19 protein-coding genes are annotated in these 24,522 nt (G+C 41.2%); 18 read left to right on the top strand and 1 reads right to left on the bottom strand.

Annotated features, from left to right (window positions below; translation table 11 throughout):
• The first annotated feature begins 51 nt into the window (after window positions 1-51).
• The 3 genes from HMPREF1149_RS09300 to HMPREF1149_RS09290 all read left to right on the top strand — a co-directional run bounded on the left by HMPREF1149_RS09300 (window position 52) and on the right by HMPREF1149_RS09290 (window position 2,849).
• Window positions 52-852, top strand: coding sequence for an excalibur calcium-binding domain-containing protein (locus HMPREF1149_RS09300; protein ID WP_000754427.1), 801 nt, complete (start codon window positions 52-54; stop codon window positions 850-852).
• Window positions 853-951: 99 nt separating this feature from the next.
• Entirely contained in the window at window positions 952-1,911 is a 960-nt protein-coding gene (locus HMPREF1149_RS09295) for an ROK family glucokinase (RefSeq protein ID WP_000078551.1), read from the top strand.
• Window positions 1,912-2,009: 98 nt separating this feature from the next.
• On the top strand, window positions 2,010-2,849 hold the full coding sequence (locus HMPREF1149_RS09290) for a thymidylate synthase (protein ID WP_000158626.1): 840 nt from the start codon (window positions 2,010-2,012) through the stop codon (window positions 2,847-2,849).
• Window positions 2,850-2,892: 43 nt separating this feature from the next.
• Here the strand turns inward: HMPREF1149_RS09290 and HMPREF1149_RS09285 are convergent, their stop codons facing one another.
• Window positions 2,893-3,063: a DUF3042 family protein gene (locus HMPREF1149_RS09285; RefSeq protein ID WP_001051782.1), complete on the bottom strand. Its 171-nt coding sequence runs from the start codon at window positions 3,061-3,063 to the stop codon at window positions 2,893-2,895.
• Window positions 3,064-3,183: 120 nt separating this feature from the next.
• On the opposite strand from HMPREF1149_RS09285, the gene miaA reads away from it, so the two are divergent.
• From miaA to HMPREF1149_RS09210, 15 genes are all read left to right on the top strand, one after another.
• Window positions 3,184-4,068 carry a tRNA (adenosine(37)-N6)-dimethylallyltransferase MiaA gene (gene miaA, locus HMPREF1149_RS09280; RefSeq protein ID WP_000850164.1) on the top strand — a complete coding sequence of 295 codons (885 nt, stop codon included), beginning with the start codon at window positions 3,184-3,186 and terminating at the stop codon, window positions 4,066-4,068.
• On the top strand, window positions 4,061-5,299 hold the full coding sequence (gene hflX / locus HMPREF1149_RS09275; protein ID WP_000573176.1) for a GTPase HflX: 1,239 nt from the start codon (window positions 4,061-4,063) through the stop codon (window positions 5,297-5,299). Before miaA ends, hflX begins: the two co-directional genes overlap by 8 nt.
• Complete coding sequence (locus HMPREF1149_RS09270) at window positions 5,292-5,915, top strand: hypothetical protein (protein ID WP_000129700.1); 624 nt, start codon at window positions 5,292-5,294, stop codon at window positions 5,913-5,915. The genes hflX and HMPREF1149_RS09270 overlap by 8 nt, the downstream gene beginning before the upstream one ends.
• 14 nt (window positions 5,916-5,929) lie before the next feature.
• The gene (gene rnz, locus HMPREF1149_RS09265) at window positions 5,930-6,859 is read left to right on the top strand and encodes a ribonuclease Z (protein WP_000354313.1); all 930 of its coding nucleotides are present in this window, start codon (window positions 5,930-5,932) and stop codon (window positions 6,857-6,859) included.
• A gap of 20 nt (window positions 6,860-6,879) precedes the next feature.
• On the top strand, window positions 6,880-7,635 hold the full coding sequence (locus HMPREF1149_RS09260) for an SDR family NAD(P)-dependent oxidoreductase (RefSeq protein ID WP_000104111.1): 756 nt from the start codon (window positions 6,880-6,882) through the stop codon (window positions 7,633-7,635).
• A gap of 202 nt (window positions 7,636-7,837) precedes the next feature.
• On the top strand, window positions 7,838-8,407 hold the full coding sequence (locus HMPREF1149_RS09255; protein WP_000422116.1) for a hypothetical protein: 570 nt from the start codon (window positions 7,838-7,840) through the stop codon (window positions 8,405-8,407).
• An 18-nt stretch (window positions 8,408-8,425) separates the two neighbouring features.
• A complete protein-coding gene (locus HMPREF1149_RS09250) occupies window positions 8,426-8,863 on the top strand; it encodes a hypothetical protein (protein ID WP_000394429.1) in 438 nt (145 codons plus the stop codon).
• A gap of 2 nt (window positions 8,864-8,865) precedes the next feature.
• Window positions 8,866-9,930 carry an ankyrin repeat domain-containing protein gene (locus HMPREF1149_RS09245; protein ID WP_001085625.1) on the top strand — a complete coding sequence of 355 codons (1,065 nt, stop codon included), beginning with the start codon at window positions 8,866-8,868 and terminating at the stop codon, window positions 9,928-9,930.
• Window positions 9,931-9,974: 44 nt separating this feature from the next.
• Window positions 9,975-10,562 (top strand): SMI1/KNR4 family protein, encoded by a 588-nt coding sequence (locus tag HMPREF1149_RS09240; protein ID WP_001175979.1) that lies wholly within the window; start codon window positions 9,975-9,977, stop codon window positions 10,560-10,562.
• Window positions 10,559-11,308, top strand: a complete 750-nt coding sequence (locus HMPREF1149_RS09235; RefSeq protein ID WP_001014342.1) for a hypothetical protein — start codon at window positions 10,559-10,561, stop codon at window positions 11,306-11,308. Before HMPREF1149_RS09240 ends, HMPREF1149_RS09235 begins: the two co-directional genes overlap by 4 nt.
• Window positions 11,309-11,326: 18 nt before the next feature.
• A complete protein-coding gene (locus HMPREF1149_RS09230) occupies window positions 11,327-12,283 on the top strand; it encodes a hypothetical protein (RefSeq protein ID WP_000517237.1) in 957 nt (318 codons plus the stop codon).
• Window positions 12,284-12,479: 196 nt separating this feature from the next.
• Window positions 12,480-14,228, top strand: a complete 1,749-nt coding sequence (locus tag HMPREF1149_RS09225; RefSeq protein ID WP_000423964.1) for a glycoside hydrolase family 13 protein — start codon at window positions 12,480-12,482, stop codon at window positions 14,226-14,228.
• Between the two features lie 14 nt (window positions 14,229-14,242).
• Entirely contained in the window at window positions 14,243-14,800 is a 558-nt protein-coding gene (locus HMPREF1149_RS09220) for an SMI1/KNR4 family protein (protein WP_001185403.1), read from the top strand.
• Between the two features lie 403 nt (window positions 14,801-15,203).
• Window positions 15,204-22,181 (top strand): LPXTG-anchored adhesin/beta-galactosidase BgaA, encoded by a 6,978-nt coding sequence (gene bgaA, locus HMPREF1149_RS09215; RefSeq protein ID WP_000410712.1) that lies wholly within the window; start codon window positions 15,204-15,206, stop codon window positions 22,179-22,181.
• Window positions 22,182-22,707: 526 nt separating this feature from the next.
• Window positions 22,708-24,522: SpaA isopeptide-forming pilin-related protein (locus tag HMPREF1149_RS09210; RefSeq protein WP_000357895.1), on the top strand; the 1,815-nt coding region annotated here is incomplete at its 3' end.

The raw sequence follows: 24,522 nt of genomic DNA, 5'->3' as shown, positions 1-24,522 counted from the left end.
TTAAGTTTGATAAAATAAGAGGAAAACGATATCATTTTATGGGAGGAAATGATGAAAAAAACAGTTCTTTTTAAAGCTGGTCTAGCTAGCTTTTCTGCGTTGATGATGCTCGCTCAACCGACTTTTGCTAATGATACAATTCACTTTTCAAATTGTACAGAAGCGTGGGAAAATGGCTATTCTGATATTCATAGAGGAGAGCCTGGATACTCATCTAAACTAGATCGTGATGGTGATGGGATAGCTTGTGAACGTGCAAATGCACCTCGGGGAGTCTTTAAACCACGCCAGTCTAATCCACAGAATAGAGTTTCTTCTAGAGGATGGGTTAAGCAGGATGGATATTGGTATTATTATTCTGACAATGGTAATCCAGTAACAAATTCTTGGAAAGGAGATTACTATCTCAAATCAGATGGGACAATGGCTCAGAGTGAGTGGATATATGACTCATATTACAAAGGATGGTATTATCTCAAATCGGATGGTTCGTATGCACGAAATACATGGATAGGAAGTTACTACCTTAAAGCAAACGGAAAGATGGCTCAAAGTGAATGGATTTATGATTCATCATACCAAGCTTGGTATTATTTGAAATCAGATGGATCCTATGCCCAAAATGCTTGGCAAGGCGCTTTTTATCTTAAAGCGAACGGTAAAATGGCACAAGGTGAGTGGATATATGACTCTTCTTATCAATCCTGGTACTACTTGAAATCAGATGGTTCATACGCTCGTAATACTTGGCAAGGAAATTACTATTTGAAATCAGATGGTAAAATGGCAAAGAATGAGCGGGTTGATGGTGGTCGCTACTATGTGGATGCTTCTGGTTTGTGGAAACCATAAAGCAAACAAATTCTAGGGAAATAATGCAAACCTTTGCACAAAACAGACGATTCTGTTATACTATATCTGTAAGCATTTTCAATTAAAAAGGAGAAGACGATGAGTCAAAAGATTATTGGGATTGACCTTGGTGGAACATCCATCAAGTTCGCAATTTTAACTCAAGAGGGAGAAATCCAAGAAAAATGGTCTATCAAGACTAACATTTTGGACGAAGGAAGCCATATCGTAGATGATATGATTGAGTCTATTCAGCATCGTTTGGACTTGCTTGGATTGTCAGCTACGGATTTCCGAGGGATTGGAATGGGATCACCTGGTGTGGTTGACCGTGAGAAAGGAACTGTTATCGGTGCCTACAACCTGAACTGGAAAACTCTTCAACCAATTAAAGAAAAAATCGAAAAAGCCTTGGGCATTCCATTCTTCATCGATAATGATGCCAACGTAGCTGCTCTTGGTGAGCGCTGGATGGGCGCTGGTGAAAACCAACCGGACGTTGTCTTTATGACACTTGGTACAGGTGTTGGTGGCGGTATCGTTGCAGAAGGCAAATTGCTCCACGGTGTTGCTGGTGCTGCAGGAGAGCTTGGTCATATCACTGTTGACTTTGACCAACCAATCGCATGTACCTGTGGTAAAAAAGGCTGTCTTGAGACAGTTGCTTCAGCAACAGGGATTGTCAACTTGACTCGTCGTTATGCAGATGAATACGAAGGTGATGCAGCCTTGAAACGTTTGATTGATGACGGCGAAGAAGTAACAGCTAAAACTGTCTTTGACCTTGCAAAAGAAGGAGACGACCTTGCCTTAATCGTTTACCGTAACTTCTCACGTTACTTGGGTATCGCGTGTGCTAATATCGGCTCCATCCTAAACCCATCAACAATCGTTATCGGTGGTGGGGTATCAGCTGCCGGAGAATTCCTTCTCCAAGGTGTTCAGAAAGTCTACGACGAAAATACCTTCCCACAAGTACGCACATCTACAAAATTGGCTCTTGCAACTCTAGGAAATGACGCTGGAGTTATCGGAGCGGCATCACTTGTATTGCAATAAGATTATAAAAGGAGAAAAACACTACTTTAAAGCCAGTGATTTTCCTCCTTTCTTTTTTTATGCTATACTAGTTAGGACAATAAATGAGGTGAGAGTAAATGACAAAAGCAGATACGATTTTTAAAGAGAATATTGAACGAATCCTCAAAGACGGTGTCTTTTCTGAGCAGGCTCGTCCCAAGTACAAGGATGGGACAGTTGCTAATTCCAAGTACGTAACGGGTGCCTTTGCGGAGTATGATTTGTCTAAGGGGGAATTCCCCATCACAACCTTGCGTCCCATTGCGATTAAATCAGCCATCAAGGAAGTACTTTGGATTTACCAAGATCAGTCAAATAGCCTAGATGTTCTCAATGATAAGTACAATGTTCACTACTGGAATGACTGGGAAGTGGGAGATACGGGAACCATCGGTGAGCGCTATGGTGCGGTCGTTAAGAAACACGATATCATCAACAAGATTCTCAAGCAGTTGGAAGCCAATCCTTGGAACCGTCGCAATATCATCTCTCTCTGGGATTACCAAGCTTTTGAGGAGACGGACGGCCTCCTTCCATGCGCCTTTCAGACCATGTTTGATGTCCGTCGCGTTGATGGGGAAATCTATCTAGATGCGACCTTGACTCAGCGTTCTAATGACATGCTAGTGGCCCACCACATTAACGCTATGCAGTACGTAGCTTTGCAGATGATGATTGCCAAGCATTTCGGCTGGAAGGTTGGGAAGTTTTTCTATTTTATCAACAACCTTCATATCTATGATAATCAGTTTGAACAAGCAGAGGAATTGCTCCGCCGTGAGCCGTCAAACTGCCAACCACGTTTGGTCTTGAATGTACCAGATGGGACCAATTTCTTTGACATCAAAGCGGAGGACTTTGAGTTAGTTGACTATGATCCGGTTAAGCCACAGCTGAAGTTTGACCTAGCTATTTAAGAAAATACAAAAGAAGTTGAGATTTCTCAACTTCTTTTGTATTTTAATGTGATACGCGACGGCGAGCTGCTTTTTTGCGGTTTTCTTCGATGAAAGCTGCTTTTTGCTCTTCTGGCTCAATCACTTTCTTTTTAATTGCGTATACTGCACCTGCAACGGCAGCGACAGTGCCTGCGACACCTGTTACAAGACCTTTAGCGAATCCTTTAGCCATGAGTCTTCCTCCTTTATCTTCCCGAACAGTCAGGCTCCTCAAGAGGTAGCATTTTTCTGACTGACCTTTTTGTGATATAATAATAGTAACGAAAAAATGGGAATTTTTCAAGGAAAAAAGATGAAAACAAAAATAATTGTGATTGTTGGACCGACTGCTGTTGGGAAGACAGCCCTTGCTATTGAAGTGGCCAAGCGCTTTGGTGGAGAGGTGATCAGCGGTGACAGTCAGCAAGTATACAGAGGGTTGGATATTGGGACGGCCAAGGCTAGCCCAGAGGAGCAAGCTGCTGTTCCTCATCATTTGATTGATGTCAGAGAGGTGACCGAGTCTTACTCGGCTTTTGATTTTGTTTCGGAAGCTAAGAAGGCTATTGAGGATATTCATAACCGTGGTAAGCTAGCGATTATCGCGGGTGGTACAGGGCTTTATATCCAGAGTTTGCTGGAAGGCTATCATCTAGGTGGAGAAACACCTCGTGAGGAGATTTTAGCCTATCGAGCTAGTTTGGATGCTTTTACAAATGATGAATTAGCCCATCTTGTGGAGCAAGCAGGACTTGAAATTCCCCAGTTTAACCGTCGTCGTGCTATGCGTGCCTTAGAAATCGCCCATTCTAATCAGGATTTGGAAAATCAGGAAAGTCCTTATGAACCATTGATTATCTGCTTGGATGATGAACGCAGTCAGCTTTATGAGCGTATCAACCACCGAGTGGATCTGATGTTTGAGGCTGGTCTTTTGGATGAGGCCAAGTGGCTCTTTGATCATTACCCGGATGTGCAGGCTGCTAAAGGCATTGGCTACAAGGAACTCTTTCCTTATTTCCGTGGGGAGCAAACTCTTGAGGAAGCGAGCGAGAGTCTCAAGCGGGCGACGCGTCGTTTTGCCAAGCGTCAGCTGACCTGGTTCCGTAATCGCATGCAGGTCACCTTTTATCAGATAGGAGAGCCTGGCGTGCAGGACCGCATTTTAAGCCAGATAGAGGAGTTTTTAGATGATTGAAACGGAGAAAAAAGAGGAACGCGTCCTACTCATTGGTGTGGAATTACAGGGCATGGACAATTTTGACCTCTCTATGGAAGAATTGGCTAGTCTGGCTAAGACAGCTGGGGCAGTCGTTGTAGATAGCTACAGGCAAAAACGGGAAAAGTATGACTCCAAGACTTTCGTCGGCTCTGGTAAGTTGGAAGAGATTGCGCGGATGGTGGATGCAGAAGAAATTACCACTGTCATTGTCAACAACCGTCTGACACCACGGCAAAATGTCAATCTAGAGGAAGTTCTGGGTGTTAAGGTCATTGACCGTATGCAGTTGATTTTGGATATCTTTGCTATGCGGGCTCGAAGCCATGAAGGGAAGCTCCAAGTCCACCTGGCCCAGCTCAAGTATCTCTTGCCTCGCTTGGTTGGTCAGGGGATTATGCTCAGCCGTCAGGCTGGGGGAATTGGTTCCCGTGGACCTGGTGAAAGCCAGCTGGAACTGAACCGTCGTAGTGTTCGCAATCAAATCACAGATATCGAGCGCCAGCTCAAGGTGGTTGAGAAAAATCGGGCGACAGTCAGAGAAAAGCGTCTGGAGTCGAGTACCTTTAAGATTGGTTTGATTGGTTACACCAATGCTGGGAAATCAACCATCATGAACACCTTGACCAGCAAGACCCAGTATGAGGCTGATGAATTGTTTGCGACCCTGGATGCGACAACTAAAAGCATCCATCTGGGAGGCAATCTACAGGTGACTTTAACTGATACGGTTGGCTTTATCCAAGATTTACCGACTGAATTGGTATCCAGTTTCAAGTCGACTTTGGAAGAAAGCAAGCATGTAGACCTTCTGGTTCATGTCATCGATGCCAGCAATCCTTATCACGAGGAGCATGAAAAAACGGTTCTGTCTATCATGAAAGACTTGGATATGGAGGATATTCCTCGTCTGACCCTTTATAATAAAGCGGATTTGGTGGAGAATTTCACGCCTACTCAAACGCCGTATGCCCTCATTTCTGCCAAGTCTGAGGATAGTCGTGAGAACTTGCAAGCATTGTTTTTGGAGAAGATCAAGGAGATTTTTGAAGTCTTTACCCTGCGCGTGCCTTTTTCTAAGTCTTACAAGATACATGATCTAGAAAGTGTGGCGATTCTTGAAGAACGTGACTACCAAGATGATGGAGAAGTGATTACAGGCTACATTTCCGAGAAAAATAAATGGAGGTTAGAAGAATTTTATGACTGATATTAAAACTTTGGCTCTAAAGTATGGAGGTTATACAAGTCTGGATAAGGTCTATCTAGATCAACTTCTAGCTGGCAAAACAGAGCAAGAGCAGTTGGCTCTCATCACACCTCCTCCGAGTGTAGTCAATGCCTACTTTGCTGAACTTTACCAGAAAAAGAGTCCTGAAGCTGCGACGGATTATTTTTCAGAACTCAGTCATGAACTGAACCTCTACAATGTTGAGCCAAGTTTCACCTTTGAAAATAAGCCTTTTATTCGTCTTAATTTATCTGGCAAATCCTTTGGCTTTTGCTATGAGAGTGAGGGCTTGGGGCGAATCTTCTCTGAAAATGAAGAGGAAATCTCGGATGACTTGCTCTTTGAGATTGCACAAATTTTCCCTCATCAACTCGTCTTTGAAGAATCTGGAAAGATTTACATGAAGGATGCCGGAGAAGAGGAAGTTGTTAGTGTGGAGAGTCTCACAGCTTTGACTGATTTGGAAAGCTTGGCGGATGGTCGTAAACGTCTCAAAGGCTACAGCCAAGAGGATTTACTGCAAGAAGCTGCTGCTTTTTCTGGCAAGCGTTATTTCCGATCGGAAAATCGCACAGCCATGTTATATATTGATTAATTAGAAAGTATCGAATGGATATTCAATTTTTAGGAACGGGGGCTGGTCAGCCCTCTAAAGCCCGCAACGTTTCAAGTCTCGCATTAAAACTCTTGGACGAGATTAACGAAGTCTGGCTCTTTGACTGTGGAGAAGGAACGCAAAATCGTATTCTGGAAACCACGATTCGACCACGTAAGATCAGCAAAATCTTTATCACCCACTTGCACGGAGATCACATCTTTGGCTTGCCAGGATTTCTCTCTAGCCGTGCTTTTCAGGCTAATGAGGAGCAGACAGATTTGGACATCTACGGACCTCAAGGGATCAAGTCCTTTGTCTTAACCAGTCTTCGTGTGTCAGGTTCTCGTCTGCCTTACCGCATTCATTTCCATGAGTTTGACCAAAATTCTCTAGGAAAAATCCTTGAGACCGATAAATTCACTGTGTATGCAGAGGAGCTGGACCACACTATTTTCTGTGTTGGCTATCGTGTCATGCAAAAGGATCTAGAAGGGACCTTGGATGCTGAAAAACTTAAGGCTGCTGGTGTCCCATTTGGTCCACTTTTTGGAAAAATCAAAAACGGCCAGGACGTTGTTTTAGAAGACGGAACTGAAATCAAGGCAGCTGACTATATCTCAGCGCCACGTCCGGGCAAAATTATCACCATTCTGGGTGATACCCGAAAAACCAATGCCAGTGTGCGTCTAGCTGTCAATGCCGATATCTTGGTTCACGAGTCGACTTATGGCAAAGGAGATGAAAAAATTGCTCGCAATCACGGTCACTCAACCAATATGCAGGCAGCACAAGTAGCAGCAGAAGCAGGTGCCAAACGCCTCTTGCTCAACCATATCAGTGCTCGTTTCCTCTCAAAAGATATCAGCCAGCTCAAGAAAGATGCAGCAACTGTTTTTGAGAATGTCCATGTGGTTAAAGACTTGGAAGAAGTGGAAATTTAGAAGATTGAGAAAGGATAAATATGTCTACAATTCTCATTACAGGTGCTAGCGGTGGCTTAGCCCAAGAAATGGTCAAACTCTTGCCAAATGACCAACTCATCTTACTAGGTAGAAACAAAGAAAAACTAGCCCAACTATATGGAAATCATTCTAATGTGGAATTGATTGAAATCGATATTATTGATGACTCAGCCCTAGAAGCTCTGGTAGCTGACCTCTATCTCCGTTATGGAAAGATTGATGTTTTGATCAACAACGCTGGATATGGAATATTTGAAGATTTCGACCGGATCTCTGACAAGGACATTCATCAGATGTTTGAGGTTAATACCTTTGCCCTGATGAATCTGTCTCGTCGTCTTGCAGCTCGTATGAAAGAAAGCCGAAAAGGCCATATCATCAATATCGTCAGTATGGCAGGCTTGATAGCGACTAGCAAGTCCAGCCTTTACTCGGCAACCAAGTTTGCGGCCATTGGTTTTTCAAATGCTCTGCGCCTCGAACTCATGCCTTACGGTGTCTATGTCACGACGGTTAATCCAGGACCGATTCGTACTGCCTTTTTTGACCAGGCAGACCCAGATGGGACCTACCTCAAGTCGGTTGACCGCTTTCTCTTAGAACCAGATGCAGTCGCTAGAAAGATTGTCAAAACCATAGGAAAAAACAAACGGGAACTCAATCTCCCAGTTTTATTGAACCTAGCCCATAAGTTTTATACTCTCTTTCCTAAGCTAGCTGATAAGTTGGCAGGGGGAATCTTTAATTATAAGTGAGAAAGCTGTTCCCTTGAGGAATGGCTTTTTGCTTTAATAAGGAGGAGTTGTTGATCAAAAATAATCCCTGAAAATACTGGTAGTTTATCTCTATTTGATAGTTTTGGAGTATAATTGAGATAAGAAAGTTCATTAGATAAATGAAGTCCCAAACTAGCTAGCTTACCCTAGATAATGCCCTATGTATAGCCGGAGGTTGACAATGGAATTATTGACAATTGACCAAATTATTTCCATTATTGAGGAAGCAATACAAGGGCTTGACCCTGAGATAAGAGAAGGAATTGTCCTGAGCCATACTGAAGTGTCTGTGTCTGAACTGGATCGTTTGAAAAAACAACTGCAAATACAAGATTTGGATCCGATTTTTAGGAAGTATATTTTGGCCTATAACTGGGGGCAGGTCGGTTTTTTAAGTTACCAGTTTGGATATGGGGACGACACTAGTCTTACTTGGCTGATCAATCGCAATTTGGAATACCACGATTACTCGACTCTACAAGAAAGAGGCTTGATCATCATTGCAAATGGAGATCCCTACACTATTTTGCTGGATTGTCAATCTGGGGCAGTCTATGCTGTTGATGCAGAGATGACCTATGATGAAAAAATATGGCTGACACCAGATTTTCTAGCATTTGTTAGAGCCATGGGAACGGCTCAATCTGCAGTTTGGAAGGGTTGTGAAAGTGACTTCATCCACTTGATGACTAGAAAAGGCCATGAGTCCAGTTTGATATTCTGGCAGAGTCTGGTCGGATTTTATGATTGAAAATAGAAGGAGCAGGTCATGGAATTTATAGTAGCTGAGGAGGGAATCCCTCAAAATATCGGATGTCAGGGAGCCTTGATTGCCTATTATGGCAGTGAGATAGAATTTCATTATGAAACCGTGCCACCACACGGTGATGAGATTTTTTCTGCCAAGTTGCCTTTGTTGGGACTTGATCTACCCTTTTGGATCTATGGGAGAAATCTCATATTTTTAGATGCTTACTACCTCTTAGCAGAAACAGTTAAGAAAGGGACTTGGAATCCCATAACGAGCATGCTCATCAACATTCATACGGGGGAATACGCCAGCCTAGACCACTGGTACAATCATATATCTATTGAGCAAAACGGTCTTGAGTTGAAAAATGATTATGATGGACAAGTCCTGACTTTGAAAACGGTTGACAAACTTCATTGGCTTGCCCTAGATGCTGAATCAGAAGAAAGAAACTAAAAATGGCAAAGAAAAGAGTTACATTACCAAAAGAGTTTAAGGATTTAATGGATGAAGGAAATATTGAAGCCCTTAAAGCAGTCTATGACCGTTGTGAATTAACCGCTCATGATGGAAGATTTAGCTTATGTACACCTCTGCATATGGGAGGAGTCCCGGATGAATTGGTTATCTGGCTTGTTGAACAGGGCTTGGATATCAATATCCCTGATTATTATGGAGCGACTCCTTTGTACCGTCAGGCAACCATGGGAAGAGAGACTGTAAAACTCTTGCTCGAATTGGGGGCAGATATTGAAAAAAGCAATACTTATGGAAATACACCTCTGCATATGGCAGCTGAGTTTTTTCATCCTAAGACCGTTGCACTTCTCATAGAAAAGGGAGCAAATGTTAACCCTAAAAATGATAGGGGACAGACTCCACTAGACTCCGTTCTCACTGTCTGTCGGGGAATCTATATTGCCCAAATAGCTGAAATTGCCTCTATGCTGTTAGATGCAGGTGCTAAGAAAACATCTGCTATGAAAGAAAAGGTCGAAAATATCGGTAAAGATTTTGAATTTCATAGAGAAGGGATCAATCCCGACTATCTAGAAGCAGCAGATCAGGGTCTAGAAAAACTTTATGCTTTGTTTGATGTCAAGCCGGTAGCCAAACGAATAACCCACGATGGAGTTTCTCCGATTCTCGTAAAAGAAGGTAGCTGGGAGGAGCAATATGAGGAACTATGGTCTTTCTTGATTCCTTCAAGTGGAGCAGCCAAAACTGTTCAGGGAGAAGTTATTCGTATACCAGGTCGAGTTCGAGATGAACTGGATCGCAATGGTGGGGGCAACTGGGACAGGGACTATAGAAAAATGCTTCAAGCTCTCCCTCAATACTTGTCTCTAGGAATCCCCCTTTCAGATCAGGAATTAGAAGAGACTAAAGAGCTTATTGCTCAAGTTCATGGGAAAGATTTTGATGACGAGCCTCGCCTAGACCGCCTGTGTCAGCTAGCTATTGCTTGGATTAAGCAAAATCCTGAACCCCTTCTCCTAGAAAAAACAAGTTATAAGCGGTAAAAAGCATTGGAAGACAGATAAAATAAAGAAATCATGGTGAAATGATGCAACTAATTGACCAAGTTAAAAAAATAGAAACTTATATTTGTGAGTGTTTTGAAGACTGGGATTTGGATGATCCTGTAGAGGAAGGATATCTGGAAGATTATCAGGGCATTTCTGGTGCTTCTGAGGAAGAGCTTCAAGCCTTTGAGGAAATATTTGGCATTCGTCTACCTAGTGACTTCAAAGAGCTTTATAGCTATAAAAATGGGAGTAAATACCTCTCTATTTTACCTTGTGTAATTGACCAGAGAGATTTTACTTTTTCTCTCATGAGTCTACAGGAAATTGAGACTTGTAAAAAGTACTTTCAAAATAGAGATGCTCTGTTAACCGAATTTCCCGACTATTTTTCTAGTCAAGACCTAGAAAACATGCATGATAGTAGAATTAAGCCCTATCTTTTTAATAAAAAATGGCTTCCTTTTGCTCAGTATTGTGACTCTTGTTATCTTATGCTGGATTTTGATCCAGACCAGGAGGCTCAGGAAGGTCAGGTTATTTGCTACATCCATGATCCTGACCAGGTGATCTATGCGGCTGAAAGCCTTACAAATCTGATTGAAGGGATAATGGATGAGATCATATGAATGGACAAATGTACCAAATAGCCTGTATCGTGGCAGCAGCTAGGAAGGCTTTAAAAACTGATCAGGCAATCTTGTATCATCCTGACCAATATATCAATAAGATTTGCTTTCAAATTTTGCCGTCAAAAAATGGGGAAGCTACAGAACTTTCTGTATCTGATTGGTTTGAAGATCTTAAGGAAAAAGGTTTGAAGGACTTACAATTATTTTGTCCTATTTCAGTTGAAGACAGAGGTATTTTAGGCTTCTCCAATACAACACAGAGTTCAATTCTCTGTTTTGATAAAGATGGGAAGGCAAGTTATTTCCTACCAAATTGGAAATCTGCTTCCCCAGGCAGAGGCTGGGATGTTACCTACACCGAGTATGAATGGGAAAGGTCTTCTCAAGACATTCCTCACTATGAAAATAATATCGAAGAATTTAAGGACATATTGACTCGTATAGAAAATCTAGCAATTAAAATTGAATGTGACAACTTTGCCAAAGTCTTTCAATCTGCTAGAAATTTTTTGCTAGACCCAGAATCTGGTAAAGGGCTGGCAGAACCTCAAATTCCACTGCAACATCTAAGCATACTTAGAGCTGCAAGCTCAGCGGATGTTTTTGGAGGAATGGGATCCTGGAATGATGAACCTGGATGGCTGGCACAAGATAAGGGACTGGGTCAAGTATACGATGAACTTTCAGATCAATTGCTAAGAAATATTAGATCAGCCATTCTATTTGCCATCAACGAGTGGTGATGGATTAGGAGAGAGAAAATGGGGAAGTTAAAGTTAAGTCTATTGAATAAATGGGAACTAGACAAGGACTACAATAGTGTTTTCAATTCTGTCATGTTACATGATGGTAGAGCCTTTGTCTTGACCAGTGAGAAGGAAGCTTTCAATCTCTACTGTCTGCTTGAAGTATCACCTTTGGGTGTGAAGGAGATAGATGCTTGGTATTGTGACCATGTTTGGGAGGAAGAGCCTCTACTCTTTACAGATGGACAAAATATTGGCATCATCAAGGCTGGCAAGGAAATAGTCTATTATACTGGTGATTTTTCTAATCCAGAAATTATTGCCATAAAGGATCCGCAAAGTATACTTCCTAAAAAGGCACAAGAGAGATATTTTCAAATCGTATCAGATAGCGACCAGATACCCGTGTGTTTTGAAAATCAAGTTTATACAAATCAGGCAAGAAACTTTGCCCTTTTAGAATTTGATCGAGAGAAAAAGCAGGCGAAGTGGACCACTTATTCGCATATTGATAAAAAAGAGTTAAATCACCACGACACGAACTCAAGTTTTTGTCCTAAAATCGATAGTATGAAATCTTGGAAGCAAGAGCTCTATGCCTTTAGCTCTGGAGAAAGTCAAACCTCTGTCAATAAATGGGGCATGGACTATTATGCTCTTGTTAAAATCTCTAGTGATGGTCGTATTATCGAAAAGTTATTAGAATCTGAACATTTAAAGGCTTTAGGTAAAAAAGCTGGTGTCAATGGAATTTTTACGGATTCGCCTTATATTATCCTGAGCCCCCTACTTAAGAATGATGATTGGAAGGGCAAGCAAAAGCTATTTTCTCTGGCAACGAGAGAATTGTGCGATATAGCCTTGCCTAGAGGAATGAGTAAACACAAGCTTCAAAATATAACAGACAACTTTTGTTTAACCTTCCTGTACGACAGAGGATTAAAAGAACTTGCCCTTTGTCGGATTGACTAGGCTGTGAGGCTGAGTTTGGGAGCTTTTTATAGATAGGTGCTGATATTTCTTGATTAGTCTACAGTATTTATTTTGAGCTGTTTTCTTGTCAAATTTGACCAAGTATTGCAAATCGAATCTTAAAATAGTATACTAGAAATAGCAATTGTGAAAACGTTTGCGTTTCTGTTGATGATGATTATTTAGGAGACAAAATATGGAATTAACAGCCATTTATCATAGACAAGAATCAGAGTATGCTTATCTTTACAAAGAAGGTCAGCTACATATCCGAATCAGAACCAAGAAAAATGATGTCCAGCAGGTCATTTTACATTATGGAGATCCCTTTATCTTCATCGAGGATAAGTATGAAGCCAAGAAAGAAATGACTAAAGCAACCTCGGATGCTTTATTTGATTATTGGCAGGTTACAGTATCGGTTGATTTTGCACGGATTCAGTATCTCTTTGAACTCCTTGATGAGGAAGGTCAGGGTATTTTCTACGGTGATAAGGGTTGTGTGGAACATACTCAAGAAAACTTGGATGCGGAAGGAAATGGCTTTAAGCTTCCCTATATTCATGAAATCGACGGATGTCAGGTTCCTAGCTGGGTTTCAAATACCGTTTGGTACCAGATTTTCCCAGAACGATTTGCTAATGGAAATCCTAATTTGACTCCAGATGGAGCTCGAGAGTGGGATGCTGCCATTGCACCTAATAGGGATGACTTTTTTGGTGGAGATTTACAAGGGATTATCGACCATCTAGACTATCTAAAAGATTTGGGAATCACTGGACTTTATCTATGTCCGATTTTTGAAGCAACGACCAATCACAAGTACGATACGACGGATTATTTTGAAATTGACCGTCACTTTGGAGACAAAGAAGTCTTTGCTAATTTAGTCAAGGAAGCTCATAAACGTGGCATTAAGATTATGCTAGATGCTGTTTTCAATCATATCGGCTACCAGTCTGCCCAATGGCAGGATGTTCTAAAAAATGGAGAAAATTCCCCTTATAAAGATTGGTTCCATATTCAAGAGTTTCCAATTACAGAGGATAAACTTCAGAATCCAAGAGAACTCCCTTATCATACCTTTGCCTTTGCTAGCTATATGCCTAAGTTAAATACAGCAAATCCTGAAGTCAAAGACTATCTTCTCAGTGTTGCAACTTACTGGATTGAGAATTTTGATATCGATGCTTGGCGCTTGGACGTTGCCAATGAAATTGACCATCAGTTCTGGAAAGATTTTAGAAAGGTAGTTCTCGCTAAAAAGCCTGATTTGTATATTTTAGGTGAAATCTGGCATACGTCTCAGCCTTGGCTAAAAGGAGATGAGTTCCATGCAGTCATGAACTACCCGCTCTCTGAAAGTATCAAGGATTATTTCTTGCGTCAGCATAAAAAGACAGAGCAGTTCATTTCAGAAATCAATAGCCAGTCAATGTACTACAAGCAACAAATCTCAGAGGTTATGTTAAATCTCCTGGATTCTCACGATACAGAGCGTATTCTTACAACTGCCAAAGGAAATCTCCAACATGTCAAGGCTGCTTTAACCTTCCTCTACCTTCAAAAAGGGACTCCTTGTATCTATTACGGAACAGAGCTAGCACTAATTGGTGGACCAGACCCTGATTGCCGTCGTGTCATGCCTTGGGACCGTGTGTCTGAGGACAATGATATGCTAAATTTCATGAAGAAATTAATCCAAGTCCGTAAAGAAGTTGCAAGCATTATTCAGCATGGTTCCTATAGCTTGCAAGAAGTGAAACCATATGTTCTTTCCTTGAAATGGACCTACGAAGGAAAAGAAGTTCAGGCTATCTTTAATCAGTCTAAGGAGAATGTTATCTTGGACAGAGATTCAGTTGATTTAGCGAGTCATTGCCAGTTTGAAGATGGTCAGCAAGTCATATTGCCAGATGGATTTGTAGTTACTATTTCTGAGTAAAAAGGATTAAAATAATGGCACTCAAGGAAGTTTATGAGTATTTTCGTCACTATGATAAGGAAACTTATCAGGTTGTCGCCTGCATGGGCAATGAACCATCGGAAGAAGATGTTCAGGATTTTGAAAATCAATACGGCATTCGTCTGCCAGAAGATTTCAGGGAATTCACCATGTCATCTCTGGGAGGTCTCTTTATGGAAGTCAGAGAAGAGCTATGGCCAAGAGCCAAGGCTTACGATGTAGCACCATTTTGGACCTTCTGTCGAGGTATTAAGGTCTTGGGAATTGCAAATGGCATCCCAGATTTCTTAGATATTCGAATTAAAACCAAGGAATTACACGCTCTGGGCTTTGAGGATTATATTTCATTTCTGTCTATCATCGGTGATGGAGATGTAATTTTCTGCTTTGATAAGGACAATCACATAGTAGCTTTGGATTGGTATAATAGTGGCGAAACTGAAGAGCTTAATTGTGATTTTTCAGGACTTTTACTCCAGCAAATTGCCGAGCTAGAAGAGCGTAAAAATGAGATGGTCAATCTTTTGGAAAAGGGAAAATCTAGTCAATAATCTATAAGGAAATCCCAGTTTGATAGTCCGTAAAAGAGGTTGGGACAAAAGATCCCGACCTCACTTTTTTAGCAATCAAACTTTGACGCGGTAGCTGATTGAACTTTTTGTTCGTCTTTTAGACTCCAAAAAGCTCCTAATCATCCTCGCGAGGCTGGGACTACGAAATCGAGACTTTGTCTATCGATTTCTGTCCCACCGCCTTTTTTAGTAAAACCATTCACTAAATCTACATTCAGATTTTTAAACTTTTCTACAAATTATAGAAAAAACAATCAAAAATATGATTTTTTGTGTTTAGGGTATTGAAATTTCCTATATTATTTTATAGAATAAGGGTAAAAGGCTATGAAAAAGTAATACGTTTACAAGAAAATGGAAGCGGTTACTAAAGGAGGATTTTATGGAAAAAGGCCATTGGAATCGTAAAAGAGTCTACAGCATTCGTAAGTTTGCCGTAGGAGCTTGCTCTGTCATGATTGGAACCTGTGCGGTTCTATTTGGAGGAAGTGTTGTTGGAGAATCACCAGTTTTTGCGGATGAAACTCCTATTGCGCGCAATGTAGAACAACCAAAAGAGGAAAGTCCAGCAGTGGAGGAAAAACATGATCAAGCAGTAGTAGAGAATAACGAGGCTGTAAGTGTAGATCAAAGTCAAGCTACTCAAATTGAAGCAAGCAAACCCGAGAAGAAAGAAGATGAACCTGTAGCTCCAAAAGAGGAGAAAGCGTCACTAAAACCTGAAGAAACAGCTCCAAAGGTAGAATCTCAAGCTTCAAGTCAAGAAAAACCTGTTAAGGAAGATTTGAAAGCTGCGACAAATGAAGAAGTGAATCAAATGATTGAAGATAGAAAAGTGAATTTTAATCAAAATTGGCACTTTAAACTCAATGCGAATCCTAAAGAAGCTGTGAAATCAGATGCAGACGTATCAACATGGCAAAAATTGGATCTCCCACACGACTGGAGTATCTTTAACGATTTTGACCATCAGTCACCTGCCCAAAACGAGGGTGGACAGCTCAATGGTGGTGAAGCTTGGTATCGCAAGACCTTTAAACTTGATGAAAAAGATCTCAAGAAAAATGTTCGTGTGACCTTTGATGGTGTCTACATGGACTCTCAAGTCTATGTCAATGGCCAGTTAGTGGGGCATTATCCAAATGGTTATAACCAGTTCTCATACGATATTACTAAATACCTCCACAAAGATGGTCGTGAGAATGTGATTGCTGTCCATGCGGTTAACAAACAACCAAGTAGCCGTTGGTACTCAGGTAGTGGTATCTACCGTGATGTGACCTTGCAAGTGACAGATAAGGTCCATGTTGAGAAAAATGGAACAACTATCTTAACACCAAAACTTGAAGAACAGCAACATGGCAAGGTTGAAACTCATGTAGCTAGCAAAATCGTCAATACAGATGATAAAGACCATGAACTGGTGGCAGAGTATCAAATCGTTGAACGTGGTGGTCAGGCTGTAACAGGCTTGGTTCGTACAGCTAGCCGTACCTTGAAAGCACATGAGTCAACAAGTCTTGATGCGATTTTAGAAGTTGAACAACCAAAACTCTGGACAGTTTTAAATGATAAACCTGCCTTGTACGAATTGATTACGCGTGTTTACCGTGATGGTCAATTAGTCGATGCTAAGAAAGATTTGTTTGGTTACCGTTACTATCATTGGACTCCAAATGAAGGTTTCTCTTTGAATGGTGAACGCATTAAATTCCATGGTGTTTCCTTGCACCATGACCACGGAGCGCTTGGAGCAGAAGAAAACTATAAGGCAGAATACCGTCGTCTCAAACAAATGAAGGAGATGGGCGTTAACGCCATCCGTACAACTCATAACCCTGCAAGTCCACAGACCTTGCAAATCGCAGCAGAACTTGGTTTGCTGGTTCAGGAAGAGGCTTTTGATACGTGGTATGGTGGCAAGAAACCATATGACTACGGACGTTTCTTTGAAAAAGATGCCACTCACCCAGAAGCTAGAAAAGGTGAAAAATGGTCTGACTACGATCTTCGTACCATGGTCGAAAGAGATAAAAATAACCCAGCTGTCTTCATGTGGTCTATCGGAAACGAAATCGGTGAAGCCGATGGTAAACCTCACTCTCTTGCAACGGTTAAACGCTTAGTAAAAGTGATTAAAGATGTTGATACTACACGTTATGTCACTATGGGAGCAGATAAGTTCCGCTTTGGTGATGGTAGCGGTGATCATGAGAAAATTGCTAATGAACTGGATGCAGTTGGTTTCAACTACTCAGAAGACAACTACAAGAAACTTCGTGCGAAACATCCAAACTGGTTGATTTATGGTTCAGAAACATCTTCAGCAACCCGTACACGTGGTAGCTATTATCGTCCTGAACAAGAATTGGTACATAGCAACCAAGCTTATCGTAACTATGAACAGTCAGATTATGGAAATGATCGTGTGGGTTGGGGTAAAACGGCAACCGCTTCATGGACCTTTGACCGTGACAACGCTGGCTATGCTGGACAGTTTATCTGGACAGGTACGGACTATATCGGTGAGCCTACACCATGGCACAACCAAAACCAAACTCCTGTTAAGAGCTCTTACTTTGGTATCGTAGATACAGCCGGTATTCCAAAACATGACTTTTATCTCTACCAAAGCCAATGGGTTTCTGCCAAGAAGAAACCAATGGTTCACCTTCTTCCTCACTGGAACTGGGAAGACCCTAGTCTAAAAGCGAATGTTGCTGACTCAGAAGGTAAAATTCCAGTTCGTGCCTACTCAAACGCTGCAAGCGTAGAATTGTTCTTGAACGGTCAATCTCTCGGAGTTAAGAAGTTTAACAAAAAACAAACCAGTGATGGCCGCACTTACCAAGAAGGTGCCAATGCTAAGGAACTCTATCTTGAATGGAAGGTTGCGTACCAACCAGGTACTTTAGAAGCTGTAGCTCGCGATGAAGCTGGAAACGAAATTGCACGTGATAAGATCACGACTGCAGGCCAACCAGCAGGTGTTCGCCTCGTCAAGGAAGAACACGCAATCGCAGCAGATGGAAAAGACTTGACATACATCTACTACGAAATCGTAGATAGTGAAGGAAATGTGGTACCAACTGCCAATAATTTGGTTCGTTTCCAATTGCATGGACAAGGTCAACTGGTCGGTGTCGATAATGGGGAACAAGCCAGCCGTGAACGCTACAAGGCGCAACCAGATGGTTCTTGGATCCGTAGAGCCTTTAACGGTAAAGGGGTTGCCATTGTTAAATCAACTGAACAAGCAGGTAAATTCACCCTTACTGCCCACTCTGATCTCTTGAAATCAGACCAAGTCACTGTCTTCACAGGTAAGAAAGAAGGACAAGAAAAGACTGTTCTCGGGACAGAAGTACCAAAAGTACGTACTGTTATTGAGAAAGAGCCAAAAATGCCGAAGACAGTCGGTTTTATCTACAGTGATGGCAGTCGTGAAAAACGTCCAGTCACTTGGCCTTCAGTTGATGTGAGCCAAGCAGGAGTTGTGACTGTTAAAGGTATGGCAGACGGACGCGAAGTTGAGGCCCGTGTCGAAATTCTAGCAATCGCAAATGAGCTTCCAACTGTTAAGCGTGTTGCTCCAGGAACAGACTTGAGCGCTGTTGATAAATACGTTTCTATTGCTGTTACGGATGGAAGCGTACAAGAATACGAAGTTGATAAGTGGGAGATTTCGGAAGCAGATAAAGCTAAACTGTCAGTTGCAGGATCACGTATTCAAATGACTGGTCAACTGGGTGGTGAGACTGTTCACGCTACCCTTGTGGTAGAAGAAGGTGATCCTGCGGCACCTGCAGTACCAACTGTAACGGTTGGTGATGAAGCTGTCACAGGTCTTACTACTCAAAAACCAATGCAATACCGCACTCTTGCTTATGGAGCTAAGTTGCCAAAAGTAACAGCAAGTGCTGAAAATGCTTCTGTTACAGTGCTGCAAGCAAGCGTAGCAAACGGTATGCGTGCAAGCATCTTTGTTCAACCAAATGATGGTGGCCCTCTTCAAATGTATGCAATTCAATTCCTTGAAGAAGCGCCAAAAATTGACCATTTGAGCCTACAAGTGGAACAAGCTAACAGCCTCAAAGAAGACCAAACTGTAAAATTATCTGTCCTTGCACACTATCAAGATGGAACGCAAGCTGTATTACCAGCAGATAAGGTGAACTTCTCTACAAGTGGTGAAGGGGAAGTCGCAGTTCGTAAAGGAATGCTTGAGTTGCATAAGCCAGGAACAGTCACTCTCAAAGCAGAATATGAGGGGGCTACAGGTCAAATCGCTCTCACGATCCAGGCCAATACTGAGAAGAAGGTTGCGCAATCTATCCGTCCAGTAAATATAGTCACAGATTTGCATCAGGAACCAAGTCTTCCATCAACAGTAACAGTTGAGTATGACAAAGGTTTCCCTAAAGCCCACAAAGTCACTTGGCAAGCCATTCCAAAAGAAAAACTCGACCACTATCAAACCTTTGAAGTTCTAGGTAAAGTTGAAGGACTTGACCTTGAGGCGCGTGCAAAAGTCTCTGTAGAAGGTATCGTTTCAGTTGAAGAAGTTAGTGTGACAACACCAATCGCAGAAGCACCACAATTACCAGAAAGCGTTCGTACCTACGATTCAAATGGCCACATTTCATCAGCTAAGGTTACTTGGGATACGATTCGTCCAGACCAATACGCCAAGGAAGGTGTCTTTACAGTTAATGGCCACCTAGAAGGTACGCAATTAACAACTAAACTTCATGTTCGCGTATCTGCTCAAACCGAGAAAGGTGCAAACATTTCTGACCAATGGACCGGTTCAGAATTGCCACTTGCCTTTGCTTCAGACTCAAATCCAACTGATCCTGTTTCAAACGTCAACGATAAATTGATCTCCTTTAACGACCGACCAGCCAACCGTTGGACAAACTGGAACCGTACTAATCCAGAAGCTTCAGTTGGTGTCCTATTCGGAGATTCAGGTATTTTGAGCAAACGTTCAGTTGATAATCTAAGTGTCGGATTCCACGAAGACCACGGAGTTGGTGTACCGAAGTCTTATGTGATTGAATATTATGTCGGTAAGACCGTTCCAACAGCGCCTAAAAACCCTAGCTTTGTAGGTGAGGAAAACCATGCCTTTAACGATCCTGCAAACTGGAAAGAGGTAAGCAATCTCAAAGCACCAGCTCAATTAAAAGCTGGAGAAATGAATCATTTCAGCTTTGATAAAGTTGAGACCTATGCGGTTCGCATTCGTATGGTTCGACTTGATAGCAAGAAAGGAACTTCTATCACAGAAGTACAAATCTTTGCAAAACAAGTCGCAGCAGCCAAACAAGGGCAAACGAAAATCCAAGTTGACGGTAAAGACTTAGCAAACTTTAACCCAGATTTGACAGACTACTATCTTGAGTCTGTAGATGGAAAAGTTCCTGCAGTAACAGCAAGTGTTAGCAACAATGGTCTCGCTACCGTCGTTCCAAGCGTTCGTGAAGGTGAGCCAGTTCGTGTTATCGCGAAGGCTGAAAATGGCGACATCCTAGGAGAATACCGTCTACACTTTACAAGCAATAAAGATTTGCTCTCTCGTAAACCAGTTGCCGCGGTCAAACAAGCTCGCTTGCTACAAGTAGGGCAACCGCTTGAATTGCCAACTAAGGTTCCTGTTTACTTCACAGGTAAAGACGGTTACGAAACAAAAGACTTGGCAGTTGAATGGGAAGAAGTTCCAGCAGAAAATCTGACAAAAGCAGGTCAATTTACTGTTCGAGGCCGTGTCCTTGGTAGTGATCTTGTTGCTGAGTTCACTGTACGAGTGACAGACAAACTTGGTGAAGCACTCTCAAATAACCCTGACTATGATGAAAACAGTAACCAGGCCTTTGCTTCCGCAACTAATGATATTGATCCAAGTTCACATGACCGTGTAGACTATATCAATGATGGAGATCATTCAGAAAATCGTCGTTGGACAAACTGGTCTCCAACACCATCTTCTAATCCAGAAGTATCAGCAGGTGTGATCTTCCGTGAAAATGGTAAGATTGTAGAACGGACTGTTGCGCAAGCCAAACTTCATTTCTTTGCAGATAGTGGTACGGATGCACCATCTAAACTCGTTTTGGAACGCTATATTGGCCCAGAGTTTGAAGTGCCTACCTACTATTCGAATTACCAAGCCTATGATGCAGCCCATCCATTCAACAATCCAGAAAATTGGGAAGCTGTGCCTTATCGTGCGGATAAAGACATTGAAGCCGGTGATGAAATCAATGTAACATTTAAAGCAGTCAAAGCCAAAGCCATGAGATGGCGTATGGAGCGTAAAGCAGACAAGAGCGGTGTTGCGATGATTGAGATGACCTTCCTTGCACCGAGTGAATTGCCTCAAGAAAGTACCCAATCGAAGATTTTTGTAGATGGAAAAGAACTTCCTGACTTCGCTGAAGATCGTCAAGACTACCAAATCACCTATAAAGGTCAACGTCCAAAAGTCTCAGTCGAAGAAAGTAATCAAGTAGCTTCAACAGTTGTAGATAGCGGAGATGATAGCCTTCCAGTACTTGTTCGCCTTGTTTCAGAAAGTGGAAAACAAGTCAAGGAATACCGTATTCAGTTGACTAAGGAAAAACCAGTTTCTGAGAAGACAGTTGCTGCTGTACAAGAAGATCTTCCAAAACTCGAATTTGTTGAAAAAGATTTGGCCTACAAGACAGTTGAGAAAAAGGATTCAACACTGTATCTAGGTGAAACTCGTGTAGAACAAGAAGGAAAAGTTGGTAAAGAACGGATCTTCACAGCGATTAATCCTGATGGAAGTAAGGAAGAAAAACTTCGTGAAGTGGTAGAAGCTCCGACAGACCGCATCGTCTTGATTGGAACGAAACTAGGAACCTCCCTTCCAGAAGATGAAGTGAAGAACCTTGTCCTTAACAGACCAGAACTTGTAATCGAAGAAGAAACAATTGACTTCAAGGTTCAGGAACAAAAGAACGATAAACTTCCAGCGGGTCAAACCCGTGTTCTCCAAGAAGGTCAAAAAGGTATCTGTGTTCACTTGATTGAAGTTGAAAATGGCAAACGAACTGAAAAAGAAAGCTATGATAAAGTCATGGCTCAGGATCGCATCGTAGAAGTGGGTACGGCTGGTGAAACAACTAAACCAGTACCTCAAGAATCTACAAAACCACAAGTATCAGAAAAAGCAGATACAAAAGAAATTGCTTCAAATGCAGCTAGTCAAGCTCAAAAAGAACAGTTACCAAATACAGGAAGTGCAGAAAGTCAAGCAGCCCTAGCAGCAGGCTTAGCTCTTCTTGGTTTGAGTGCAGGACTAGTAGCCACTAAAGGCAAAAAAGAGGATTAGAATTTCTACGATATGAAGAGATGGGGACAAAATAGATTTATATTTTAAAAACTCTTCATTATGAATTTTGAAAATCTAATAGATTAAATAAAAAGTGAACCAAACTATTCTGGGGCAATCAGAATTCTGTTTAGTTCACTTTTTGTTATGTTCTAAACTTTTGCTTTAATATATTTCTACTATATTAAATCTTATAACAGCATATAGATTAATAAATTGGCTATATTTAGTTTTATGAATAAAGGGACATTATTTATTGAAAGGGAGTAGAAATATCAAAGGAATGAATTCTTTGAAGTTGACATTTCGTAAATAAATTCTTTAGTAATGAAATAAATTAATTAAAATATATATGATATAATAAACCTGATAAGTTCTATTATATTATGTGCTGTAAGTGAATATAATTTTATCAAGAATAGAGCATGGTGTTATTATGGATACGTCACTATATTGTGGAGGTGTTGCGTACGTAGAATTGAATACTTAATTTTTTATCGATATACAAATAGAAAGGTTTGTCATAATGGATAAGATAAAAAAATATCTCGGTTTTCTAGTGTTCCCTCTTTTCCTCTTGATGATGCTTTTCCCAGCGAGTGAAGCACATGCGGCAACTGATATTACAAATAAGGTAATACTTAAGAACTTGAAATTAGCGATTGCCTCTACTGGAGATGAGTCAACGGGTTATCATGGTGAAAATGATACTACAGTTGCATTAAAGTATTCGGGAGAATTTTCATTTCCAAACGTAACAGCAAATGAGATTAAGGAGGGAGATTTTTTTATAGTAGAAGCTCCTTCTAATCTGAGTTTAGAGGATAGAACCCTCAAGTTGGAAGATAAAATATCAGGAAAGACTATAGGGAATGTGAGGGTAGAGAGTGCCAAACATCGATTGGTGTTCACTTTTAATAGTGAAGTAGAGGATAAACAGAATATTCGTGGGGATTTCTTTGCTAGTGCAAAAGAGACAGTCACAAAAGAAGATAAGATAGTTACCTACGTTTTGCCGGGAGGTAAAACGCAAATAATTACATTCAAGACTTTGAAAACGCAACAGGCTCCTGTTGAAGGAGAGGTCATTTACAAAGGCGGCTGGAATCACGGAAGTCTTGCAAAAGCAGGTTATTATGTACGGATTAACCGATCTCAACAGGATTTAAAGAATAAAACCATTGAAATAACTGATGATATTAGTTTAGGGGCATTTGCTTCTTATATAGATGGTAGTTTTGCACTAAATGAAGCGGAGTTTGATACAACAAATACGAATTTTGCCAATCTTAAACGGAAAATTAAACCCTATAAAATAACGACTGATCCTGAAGAATATAAAAAGGACTCTGATAATACAGCTTTGCTTACACTGACAAATGGTAAGCGTAGTTTTAAATTGCTGATGCCAACTAATATGGGAAAGAAGAGTTTCTTTCTTGAATATGCGACAACTTCACCAGCTGATACCTCTGAGATTAAGAATTCAGCACAATTTTTGATTGATAATGAGCCCCAGTTAACGTGGAAAAAATGGGGTGATAAGATTAATACAAGTAAAGAGAGTGCTGTAACGCTGAAAACGGTTAAGGCTGCAGGTGCGTCAGTCACAGCTGATATTGCTGGTAAAATTAAAATCACAAAATTCGATGAAGCTGATGCAGAGGTTAAGCTAAAGGGTGTTGAGTTTGATATTATTGATAAAGCAAAGAATCAAGTAGTTGAGACCGTAGTAACGGATGAAAACGGAGTTGCTCTCTCAAAGGCCCTCAATGATGGCAAGTATATTGTCAAAGAAAAGAAAACGAAGTCGGGTTACATCGTTAATAGTCAAGAGTTTGAAGTAGAGATGAAAAAAGAGGGTGTTCCTCTAAACATCTCTAACAAACGTGAGACAGTTGACTTTGAAGCTACTAAGACTTGGGTAGGTGGGAAATCTACAGATTATAAGAAAGTTAAGCTCGGCTTGTATGTCCATAAAGAAGGACAGACTATTGAGGATTCTAAACCTGTTTCTGGTAGCTATACTCCAGAAGTGACAGAATCCAATGGTGTTTATACTTACAAGTGGGCGAAACAACTTCCTAAGTATGATGTTGATGGAACAAAACTAATCTATTCTGTTCGTGAGCTTCAAGATACTACTGAACTTCCTTTGAAAGAAGGAGAGAAAGTCGCATCTAACGATCATAACTACGTCGTCTCTTACAATGCAGACAAGACACAAGTAACCAACACTTATGAGGTTCCAAAAACAAAAGTAACTGCTAATAAAGTCTGGACTGGTGGAACAGATAGTATTCGCCCAAGTCTCTTCTTTAAATTGTATCGTACTCTAGAG

The organism is Streptococcus sp. BS35b (assembly GCF_000286475.1).
GTDB classification, from domain to species: Bacteria; Bacillota; Bacilli; order Lactobacillales; family Streptococcaceae; genus Streptococcus; species Streptococcus oralis_W.
The sequence above is the reverse complement of the archived record's forward strand: the minus strand, read 5'-3'. Positions and strand labels throughout refer to the sequence as shown.

What these genes read in the sequence shown, in the direction of transcription:
- HMPREF1149_RS09300 (WP_000754427.1), top strand. Translation starts at nt 52, where the DNA reads ATGAAAAAAACAGTTCTTTTTAAAGCTGGTCTAGCTAGCTTTTCTGCG.
- HMPREF1149_RS09260 (WP_000104111.1), top strand. Translation starts at nt 6,880, where the DNA reads ATGTCTACAATTCTCATTACAGGTGCTAGCGGTGGCTTAGCCCAAGAA.
- HMPREF1149_RS09255 (WP_000422116.1), top strand. Translation starts at nt 7,838, where the DNA reads ATGGAATTATTGACAATTGACCAAATTATTTCCATTATTGAGGAAGCA.
- HMPREF1149_RS09225 (WP_000423964.1), top strand. Translation starts at nt 12,480, where the DNA reads ATGGAATTAACAGCCATTTATCATAGACAAGAATCAGAGTATGCTTAT.
- HMPREF1149_RS09230 (WP_000517237.1), top strand. Translation starts at nt 11,327, where the DNA reads ATGGGGAAGTTAAAGTTAAGTCTATTGAATAAATGGGAACTAGACAAG.
- HMPREF1149_RS09250 (WP_000394429.1), top strand. Translation starts at nt 8,426, where the DNA reads ATGGAATTTATAGTAGCTGAGGAGGGAATCCCTCAAAATATCGGATGT.
- miaA (WP_000850164.1), top strand. Translation starts at nt 3,184, where the DNA reads ATGAAAACAAAAATAATTGTGATTGTTGGACCGACTGCTGTTGGGAAG.
- HMPREF1149_RS09240 (WP_001175979.1), top strand. Translation starts at nt 9,975, where the DNA reads ATGCAACTAATTGACCAAGTTAAAAAAATAGAAACTTATATTTGTGAG.
- bgaA (WP_000410712.1), top strand. Translation starts at nt 15,204, where the DNA reads ATGGAAAAAGGCCATTGGAATCGTAAAAGAGTCTACAGCATTCGTAAG.
- HMPREF1149_RS09270 (WP_000129700.1), top strand. Translation starts at nt 5,292, where the DNA reads ATGACTGATATTAAAACTTTGGCTCTAAAGTATGGAGGTTATACAAGT.
- rnz (WP_000354313.1), top strand. Translation starts at nt 5,930, where the DNA reads ATGGATATTCAATTTTTAGGAACGGGGGCTGGTCAGCCCTCTAAAGCC.
- HMPREF1149_RS09245 (WP_001085625.1), top strand. Translation starts at nt 8,866, where the DNA reads ATGGCAAAGAAAAGAGTTACATTACCAAAAGAGTTTAAGGATTTAATG.
- HMPREF1149_RS09290 (WP_000158626.1), top strand. Translation starts at nt 2,010, where the DNA reads ATGACAAAAGCAGATACGATTTTTAAAGAGAATATTGAACGAATCCTC.
- HMPREF1149_RS09295 (WP_000078551.1), top strand. Translation starts at nt 952, where the DNA reads ATGAGTCAAAAGATTATTGGGATTGACCTTGGTGGAACATCCATCAAG.
- HMPREF1149_RS09285 (WP_001051782.1), bottom strand. Translation starts at nt 3,063, where the DNA reads ATGGCTAAAGGATTCGCTAAAGGTCTTGTAACAGGTGTCGCAGGCACT.
- hflX (WP_000573176.1), top strand. Translation starts at nt 4,061, where the DNA reads ATGATTGAAACGGAGAAAAAAGAGGAACGCGTCCTACTCATTGGTGTG.
- HMPREF1149_RS09220 (WP_001185403.1), top strand. Translation starts at nt 14,243, where the DNA reads ATGGCACTCAAGGAAGTTTATGAGTATTTTCGTCACTATGATAAGGAA.
- HMPREF1149_RS09235 (WP_001014342.1), top strand. Translation starts at nt 10,559, where the DNA reads ATGAATGGACAAATGTACCAAATAGCCTGTATCGTGGCAGCAGCTAGG.